Raw genomic sequence first — 8,956 nt, forward strand, 5'->3', positions numbered from 1 at the left:
GCAGCCGGCCCCCACCCACAACAACACTCAACGCGTCGTCGCCAGCGACAGATGTGAAACAGCCCCCGGGCCCCCCCCCGGGTGGCCCCCGGGCCGCGCCCCTTCCGGAGCCGTGCGGGCCGAGGGGCCCGCGCCCGCCGCTAGAAGTGCGTGCGATGGCAGATGTACGCCAGCGTCCCGAGAAGCAGCCGCGCCTGAGGCGGCGCACCCGCCGTGTCCAGCGTCGGCGGCCGAAGCCACCGCACCGGACCGAGCCCGGCGAGATCCGACGGCGGCGCCGTCACATGGTCGCCCGGTCCCAGCCCTCGCAGATCCAGGTCGGCGTCGTCCCAGCCCATCCGGTACAGCAACTGCGGCAGCTCCGCCGCCGCCCCCGGCGCCACGAAGAACCACGCCCGTCCCGTGGGTGTCGCGCAGACCGGTCCCAGCGGCAGCCCCATGCGCTCCAGCCGGACCAGCGCCCGACGACCCGCCGGCTCGGCGACCTCGATCACGTCGAAGGCCCGTCCCACCGGCAGCAGCAGCGCCGCCCCCGGATACTCCGACCACGCCTTCGTCGCGTCGTCCAGACCCGCGCCCGCCGGGACCACCGCGGCGAACGAGAGCGGATGCGCCCCCGGAGCCGTACACGTGGAATCCCCGCAGGAGCACTGGCCCGAGACGGCCCGCGCTCCGGGGACCACGTCCCAGCCCCACAGTCCTGTGTACTCGGCCACCGCTGTGCACTCTGTGGTGCGGACGCGGCGTCGTGAGCCGGACCGCATCTCACGAATGCCGCCGATCGTGAAGCCCATGCCCCCTCCAACGGGTCGAACGCGCCGGTGGTTACGACCCGGAACCCCATCGTCACGCTCCGTCGCCGGGGGTGGCGTACCGTCGCGGGCGAGGTGGTGCGGCCTGTCGCGCGCGCCTCCTCGCGCAACACTCCGCCGACCCGGGTCGTCGCATGTCAAGTCAATCGTGTTCAGCGGCAGGCGAGTTCATTCGAAGGGGTGGCGAATGGTGGCGTTTCTTGAATCCGCCTCGCTAGGGGGTGATCGTAGGATTACTTTCGGTGCACGAACCCTGGAGTTCATTGCGCGCGTGGGTATGCCGGGGGCAACCCGCTTTCCAGTTCGAAGGGGTCCAAGCTCCAGACGAACGCCGCAACACACGGCATTCTGATAGGGGTTCGCGCAACAGAGGCATCGACGTGGATGGGGGCGTTCCTGTGGGCGGCAACGGCGCAGACGGTACGACTGCCGGCAAGCGCCCGAACGAGCAGCTGAGCTCGTGGTTCGTGCGAAGCGGCTGGTCGAAGGGCGAGCTGGCACGCCAAGTGAACCGCAGAGCACGCCAGATGGGCGCGCACCACATCTCCACCGACACCTCCCGCGTCCGCCGCTGGCTGGACGGCGAGCAGCCCCGCGAGCCCATCCCGCGGATCCTCTCCGAGCTGTTCTCCGAGCGTTTCGGTGCCGTCGTGGCCGTCGAGGACATCGGGCTGCGCACCGCCCACCAGTCGCCGTCCGTCTCCGGTGTCGACCTGCCCTGGGCCGGACCCCAGACCGTCGCCCTGCTCAGCGAGTTCTCCCGCAGCGACCTGATGCTCGCCCGCCGCGGCTTCCTCGGCTCCGCCCTCTCGCTCGCCGCCGGACCCTCCCTCATCGAGCCCATGCAGCGCTGGCTGGTGCCCACCCCCGCCGGTGAACCCGAGCGCCCCGAACCGCCCGTCGACACCCGGCGCCCCGGCCGCCTCTCCCCGGGCGAGCTGGACCTCCTCGAATCCACCACGGCGATGTTCCGCCAGTGGGACGCCCAGTGCGGCGGCGGACTGCGCCGCAAGGCGGTCGTCGGCCAACTCCACGAGGTCACCGACCTCCTCCAGGAACCCCAGCCGGCCGCCACCGCCCAGCGCCTGTTCAAGTGCGCCGCCGAACTGGCCGAACTGGCCGGGTGGATGAGCTACGACGTGGGCCTGCAGCCCACCGCCCAGAAGTACTTCGTCCTCGCCCTGCACGCCTCCAAGGAAGGGGGCGACAAGCCGCTCGGCTCGTACATCCTGTCCTCCATGAGCCGCCAGATGATCCACCTCGGCCGGCCCGACGACGCCCTCGAACTCATCCACCTCGCCCAGTACGGCAGCCGCGACTGCGCCACCGCGCGCACCCAGGCCATGCTGTATGCGATGGAGGCCCGCGCCTACGCCAACATGGGCCAGCCCTCCAAGTGCAAGCGGGCCGTCCGCATGGCCGAGGACACCTTCGCCGACGTCGGCCTCGACGGCGAGCCCGAGCCCGACTGGATCCGCTTCTTCTCCGAGGCCGAGCTGAACGGCGAGAACTCCCACTCCTACCGGGACCTCGCCTACGTCGCCGGACGGTCCCCGACGTACGCCTCCCTCGCCGAGCCCGTGATGGAGCGGGCCGTCGCCCTCTTCGAGAAGGACAGCGAGCACCAGCGTTCGTACGCACTCAACCTCATCGGCATGGCCACGGTGCACCTGCTCAAGCGGGAGCCCGAGCAGTCCGCGGCCCTCGTCGAGAAGGCGCTCGGCGTCGCCAGGAGGGTCCGCTCCGAGCGCGTCAACACCCGGTTGCGCAAGACCGTCGACACGGCCGCCCGCGACTTCCGCGACGTCGCCGAGGTCGTCCATCTCACCGACCGGCTCACCGCCCTGCTGCCCGAGACCGCCGAGGCGGTCTGAGCACCGGCACCCCTCAGACTCCGGCCGCGACAGACGTCCCCCACTGCCCGACTCGGCTCCCCCGCCGCCAGGACACAGGGACGCTGTCGCGGCCGGACACCTCCTGCGGCTGAACCCTGCCTCCCCCGGACTCCGTCCGGGGTACCCCCACTCGCGGATGTGGCCGCTCGCCGTCGTGGTTCCTCGACCGACGGTCGCGGTTCCGGGACGGTAGGCGTGTTACCTCCCCGTGACCTCGCCGTTCACAGCCGCGTAACACGTCCCACCCCTTCGTCACTGCGGCGAAACATCGTGCGGCATCGACGGAAACCGCGCTGCGCGAATCTCTGGCGCATAACCGGCCACCCCTCACGGCCAAGCCGCTCTCCGGCCCCGCCCCCGCACAGGCCGTACCGACGACGAGGAGACGCCGATGGCACCAGCCATCACGACCCTGGCCGCAGACGCCCCCGAGCTGTCTGCAGCCAACACCGGGTTCATGCTCATCTGCTCCGCCCTGGTCATGCTGATGACCCCGGCACTCGCCTTCTTCTACGGAGGCATGGTCCGCGTCAAGTCCACCCTGAACATGCTGATGATGAGCTTCATCAGCCTCGGGATCGTCACGATCCTCTGGGTGCTGTACGGCTTCAGCATGGCCTTCGGCACCGACTCCGGATCGCTCATCGGCTGGTCCTCCGAGTACGTCGGCCTCAGCGGCATCGGAGTCACCGAGCTCTGGGACGGCTACACCATCCCGGTGTACGTCTTCGCCGTCTTCCAGCTGATGTTCGCCATCCTCACCCCGGCCCTGATCAGCGGCGCCCTGGCCGACCGCGTCAAGTTCACCGCCTGGGCCCTGTTCATCGCCCTGTGGGTCACCGTCGTCTACTTCCCCGTCGCCCACTGGGTCTGGGGCGCCGGCGGCTGGCTCTTCGAGATGGGCGTCATCGACTTCGCCGGCGGTACGGCGGTCCACATCAACGCCGGTGCCGCGGCCCTCGGCGTGATCCTCGTCATCGGCAAGCGCGTCGGCTTCAAGAAGGACCCGATGCGCCCGCACAGCCTCCCGCTGGTCATGCTCGGCGCCGGTCTGCTCTGGTTCGGCTGGTTCGGCTTCAACGCCGGCTCCTGGCTCGGCAACGACGACGGCGTCGGCGCGGTGATGTTCGTCAACACCCAGGTCGCCACCGCCGCCGCCATGCTCGCCTGGCTGCTCTACGAGAAGATCCGCCACGGCTCCTTCACCACCCTGGGCGCCGCCTCCGGCGCGGTCGCCGGCCTCGTCGCCATCACCCCGTCCGGCGGCTCCTGCTCCCCGCTCGGCGCGATCGCCATCGGCGCCATCGCCGGTCTCCTCTGCGCCATGGCCGTCGGCCTCAAGTACAAGTTCGGCTACGACGACTCCCTCGACGTCATCGGCGTCCACCTCGTCGGCGGTGTCATCGGCTCCCTGCTCGTCGGCTTCTTCGCCACCGGCGGCGTCCAGTCCGACGCCAAGGGCCTCTTCTACGGCGGCGGCCTGGAGCAGCTCGGCAAGCAGGCCATCGGCGTCGGCGCCGTCCTCGCCTACTCTCTGATCGCCTCCGCGATCCTCGCGCTGCTCATCGACAAGACGATGGGCATGAGGGTCAGCGAGGACGACGAGGTCTCCGGCATCGACCAGGTCGAGCACGCCGAGACCGCGTACGACTTCAGCGGAGCCGGCGGCGGCGCCTCCTCACGCTCCACCGCCGCCCCCGCCCCCGCCGTCACGGAGAACAAGAAGGTGGACGCATGAAGCTCATCACCGCGGTCGTGAAGCCGCACCGGCTCGACGAGATCAAGGAAGCCCTCCAGGCCTTCGGGGTCCAGGGCCTCACGGTCACCGAGGCCAGCGGCTACGGCCGCCAGCGCGGCCACACCGAGGTCTACCGCGGTGCCGAGTACACAGTCGACCTCGTCCCCAAGATCCGCATCGAGGTGCTCGTCGAGGACGAGGACGCCGAACAGCTCATCGATGTCGTGGTCAAGGCCGCCCGAACCGGCAAGATCGGTGACGGCAAGGTGTGGAGCGTGCCGGTCGAGACCGCCGTACGGGTCCGCACCGGCGAACGCGGTCCGGACGCACTGTAAACGCGGAGCACGAGGGAGCTGCTGGGTGACGAGCGTCGACACGAGTACGCAAGCGGAAGACTCGGGACCCAGCGGTTACGCGGCGGCCCGGCTGCGCCTTCTCACCGAGAAGGCGCAGTCCGGGCCGCCGCGCCGTGCCGCCCTGGCCCGGCTCACCGACGACTGGCTGACCGGACTCTTCACCGCCGCCCAGCCGCCACGAGGGGTGGCGCTCGTCGCCGTCGGCGGCTACGGGCGCGGTGAACTCTCCCCACGCAGCGACCTCGACCTGCTGCTCCTGCACGACGGAACCGCCGACGCGGGCACCGTCGCCACCCTCGCCGACCGGATCTGGTACCCGGTCTGGGACCTGGGCCTCGCCCTGGACCACTCCGTACGCACCCCCGCCGAGGCGCGCAAGACCGCCGGGGAGGACCTCAAGGTCCAGCTCGGCCTCCTCGACGCCCGGGCCGTCGCCGGCGACCACGGACTCGTCGCCGGACTGCGGACCGCCGTCCTCGCCGACTGGCGCAACCAGGCCCCCAAGCGGCTCCCCGAACTCGACGCGCTGTGCCGGGAGCGGGCCGAGCGCATGGGGGAGCTGCAGTTCCTCCTCGAACCCGACCTGAAAGAGGCCAGAGGCGGGCTCCGCGACGCCCAGGTCCTGCGCGCCGTCGCCGCCTCCTGGCTCGCCGACGCCCCGCGCGAGGGCCTGGACGGCGCCCGCCGCCGCCTCCTCGACGCCCGCGACGCCCTGCACCTGGCCACCGGCCGGGCCACCGACCGGCTCGCCCTCCAGGAACAGGACGCCGTCGCAGAAGAACTGGGCCTCCTCGACGCCGACACCCTGCTGCGCGAGGTGTACGAGTCCGCGCGGATCATCTCGTACGCCACCGACGTCACCTGGCGCGAGGTCAACCGCGTCCTCAAGGCCCGCTCCGCCCGACCCCGACTGCGCACCATCCTGGGCGGCCGCGCCGGCACGAAACCGCCCGTCGAACGCACCCCCCTCGCCGAAGGCGTCGTGGAGATGGACGGCGAGGTCGTCCTCGCCCTCAGCGCCAAACCCGAGCGGGACTCCGTACTGCCCCTGCGCGCCGCCGCCGCGGCCGCCCAGTCCGCACTGCCCCTCTCCCTGCACGCCGTACGCAGGCTCGCCGCCGCCGCCAAACCGCTGCCGGTGCCCTGGCCCGCAGAGGCACGCGAGGAACTGGTCACCCTGCTCGGCGCCGGGGAGCCGACCGTGCCCGTCTGGGAGGCACTGGAAGCCGAAGGGCTGATCACCCGGCTCCTGCCGGACTGGGAACGCGTCCGCTGCCGCCCGCAGCGCAACCCCGTCCACACCTGGACCGTCGACCGGCACCTCGTCGAGACCGCCGTCCGCGCCTCCTCGCTCACCCGCCGCGTCGGCCGGCCCGACCTGCTGCTCGTCGCCGCGCTGCTGCACGACATCGGCAAGGGCTGGCCCGGCGACCACTCCGTGGCCGGCGAGACCATCGCCCGGGACGTCGCCACCCGCATCGGCTTCGACCGCGCCGACGTCGCCGTCATCGCCACCGTCGTACGCCACCATCTGCTGCTCGTCGAGACCGCCACCCGGCGCGACCTCGACGACCCCGCCACCGTGCGCTCCGTCGCCACCGCCGTCGGCTCCCAGGGCGCCCTGGAACTGCTGCACGCCCTCACCGAGGCCGACGCGCTCGCCACCGGACCGGCGGCCTGGTCCTCCTGGCGCGCCTCACTCGTCGCCGACCTCGTCAAACGCGTCGGCGCCGTCCTCGCCGGAGAGCCCGAACCGGAACCGGAGGCCACAGCTCCGAGCGCGGAGCAGGAACGCCTCGCGATCGAGGCCCTGCGCACCAGTGAGCCCGCCCTCGCCCTCCACACCCAGCCGGAGACCGCGCCCCAGGACGGCGAACCGGAACCCGTCGGCGTCGAACTCCTCATCGCCCTGCCCGACCAGCCGGGCGTCCTGCCCGCCGTCGCCGGCGTGCTCGCCCTGCACCGGCTCACCGTCCGCGCCGCCGACCTGCGCGCCATCGAGCTCCCCACCGAGCTCGGCCCCGGCGCCGTCCTCGTACTGAACTGGCGAGTCGCCGCCGAGTACGGATCCCTGCCCCAGGCCGCCCGGCTCCGCGCCGACCTCGTACGGACGCTCGACGGCAGCCTGGACATCCGCGCCCGGCTGGCCGAACGCGAAGCCGCCTACCCGCGGCGACGCGGAGTCACCGCCCCACCGCCCCGCGTCACCGTCGCCGCCGCGGACTCCCGCCTCGCCACCGTCATCGAGGTCCGCGCCCAGGACGCCCCCGGGCTGCTGCACCGCATCGGCCGGGCCCTGGAGGGCGCCGACGTCCGGGTCAGGAGCGCCCATGTCTCCACCCTGGGCGCCAACGCCGTGGACACCCTTTACGTGACCCGCCCCGACGGCTCGCTCCTGCCCGACGGGGAGGCCTCCGACCTGGCCCAGGCCCTGGAGGGCGCACTGCGGTGAGAGCGTCCCGCCCCCGTCCGTTTCAACGGGCGGGGGCACGCACTTCGACCGGGCAGATACCCTGGAGGGCAATCCGTCCGCCCGCCCCCGACACCGAGGATCCGCGACCGCCGTGTTCGATACCCTCTCCGACCGCCTTGCAGCGACATTCAAGAATCTCCGGGGCAAGGGGCGCCTGTCCGAGGCGGACATCGACGCCACCGCGCGCGAGATCCGTATCGCCCTCCTCGAGGCGGACGTCGCCCTGCCCGTCGTCCGGGCGTTCATCAAGCAGGTCAAGGAGCGGGCCACCGGCGCCGAGGTCTCCCAGGCGCTGAACCCCGCCCAGCAGGTCATCAAGATCGTCAACGAGGAGCTCATCGGCATCCTCGGCGGCGAGACCCGGCGCCTGCGGTTCGCCAAGACCGCACCGACCGTGATCATGCTCGCCGGTCTCCAGGGTGCCGGAAAGACCACCCTGGCCGGAAAGCTCGGCCTCTGGCTCAAGGCCCAGGGCCACTCCCCGCTGCTCGTCGCCTGTGACCTCCAGCGCCCCAACGCCGTCACCCAGCTCGGCGTCGTCGCCGAGCGCGCGGGCGTGGCGTTCTACGGCCCGCAGCCGGGCAACGGCGTCGGTGACCCGGTCCAGGTCGCGAAGGACTCGATCGAGTACGCGCGGACCAAGATGTACGACGTCGTCATCGTCGACACCGCCGGCCGCCTCGGCATCGACCAGGAGCTGATGCAGCAGGCCGCGGACATCCGCGACGCCGTCAGCCCCGACGAGGTCCTCTTCGTCGTCGACGCCATGATCGGTCAGGACGCGGTCAACACCGCCGAGGCCTTCCGCGACGGCGTCGGCTTCGACGGCGTCGTGCTCTCCAAGCTCGACGGCGACGCCCGAGGCGGTGCCGCGCTCTCCATCGCGCACGTCACCGGCCGCCAGATCATGTTCGCCTCCAACGGCGAGAAGCTGGACGAGTTCGACGCGTTCCACCCGGACCGCATGGCGTCCCGCATCCTCGGCATGGGCGACATGCTCTCCCTGATCGAGAAGGCCGAGCAGACCTTCAGCCAGGAAGAGGCCGCCAAGATGGCCTCCAAGCTGGCGTCCAAGAAGGGGCAGGAGTTCACGCTCGACGACTTCCTGGCCCAGATGGAGCAGGTCCGCAAGATGGGCTCCATCAGCAAGCTCCTCGGAATGCTGCCCGGCATGGCGCAGATGAAGGAGCAGATCAACAACATCGACGAGCGGGACGTCGACCGCACGGCCGCGATCATCAAGTCGATGACCCCGGGCGAGCGCCACGACCCGACCATCATCAACGGCTCGCGCCGCGCCCGTATCGCCAAGGGTTCCGGCGTCGAGGTCAGCGCGGTCAAGGGCCTGGTCGAGCGGTTCTTCGAGGCCCGCAAGATGATGTCCCGCATGGCCCAGGGCGGCGGGATGCCGGGTATGCCCGGGATGCCCGGCATGGGTGGCGGCCCCGGCCGACAGAAGAAGCAGATCAAGCAGGCCAAGGGCAAGCGCAAGAGCGGTAACCCGATGAAGCGCAAGGCCGAGGAGGAGGCCGCCGCGGCCCGCCGCGAGCAGGCCCAGCAGGGCGGCGCCTTCGGGCTCCCGGCGGCCGGGCAGGGTCCGCAGGACTTCGAGCTCCCCGACGAGTTCAAGAAGTTCATGGGCTGACAGCCGTACGAGAAGGGGCCCGGGGCGGTGCGAAACC

The 8,956-nt window shown here is 71.5% G+C and carries 6 protein-coding genes; 5 read left to right on the forward strand and 1 reads right to left on the reverse strand.

Going from position 1 to position 8,956, the window contains the following annotated elements:
* Positions 1–140: 140 nt before the first annotated feature.
* Positions 141–794 (reverse strand): bifunctional DNA primase/polymerase, encoded by a 654-nt coding sequence (locus ACFQ7Q_RS36650; RefSeq protein WP_383563120.1) that lies wholly within the window; start codon positions 792–794, stop codon positions 141–143.
* 416 nt (positions 795–1,210) lie between these two features.
* Between ACFQ7Q_RS36650 and ACFQ7Q_RS36655 the strand changes: the two genes are divergently transcribed.
* The 5 genes from ACFQ7Q_RS36655 to ffh all read left to right on the forward strand — a co-directional run bounded on the left by ACFQ7Q_RS36655 (position 1,211) and on the right by ffh (position 8,919).
* A complete protein-coding gene (locus tag ACFQ7Q_RS36655; protein WP_383563123.1) occupies positions 1,211–2,686 on the forward strand; it encodes a hypothetical protein in 1,476 nt (491 codons plus the stop codon).
* 412 nt (positions 2,687–3,098) lie between these two features.
* Entirely contained in the window at positions 3,099–4,445 is a 1,347-nt protein-coding gene (locus ACFQ7Q_RS36660) for an ammonium transporter (RefSeq protein ID WP_383563125.1), read from the forward strand.
* Entirely contained in the window at positions 4,442–4,780 is a 339-nt protein-coding gene (locus ACFQ7Q_RS36665; RefSeq protein ID WP_069170469.1) for a P-II family nitrogen regulator, read from the forward strand. Before ACFQ7Q_RS36660 ends, ACFQ7Q_RS36665 begins: the two co-directional genes overlap by 4 nt.
* 25 nt (positions 4,781–4,805) lie before the next feature.
* Entirely contained in the window at positions 4,806–7,253 is a 2,448-nt protein-coding gene (locus tag ACFQ7Q_RS36670; RefSeq protein WP_383563128.1) for a [protein-PII] uridylyltransferase, read from the forward strand.
* Between the two features lie 112 nt (positions 7,254–7,365).
* The gene (gene ffh / locus ACFQ7Q_RS36675; protein ID WP_383563131.1) at positions 7,366–8,919 is read left to right on the forward strand and encodes a signal recognition particle protein; all 1,554 of its coding nucleotides are present in this window, start codon (positions 7,366–7,368) and stop codon (positions 8,917–8,919) included.
* Positions 8,920–8,956 lie beyond the last annotated feature (37 nt).

This window comes from Streptomyces sp. NPDC056527, assembly GCF_042794475.1.
In the GTDB taxonomy this organism is placed as follows: domain Bacteria; phylum Actinomycetota; class Actinomycetes; order Streptomycetales; family Streptomycetaceae; genus Streptomyces.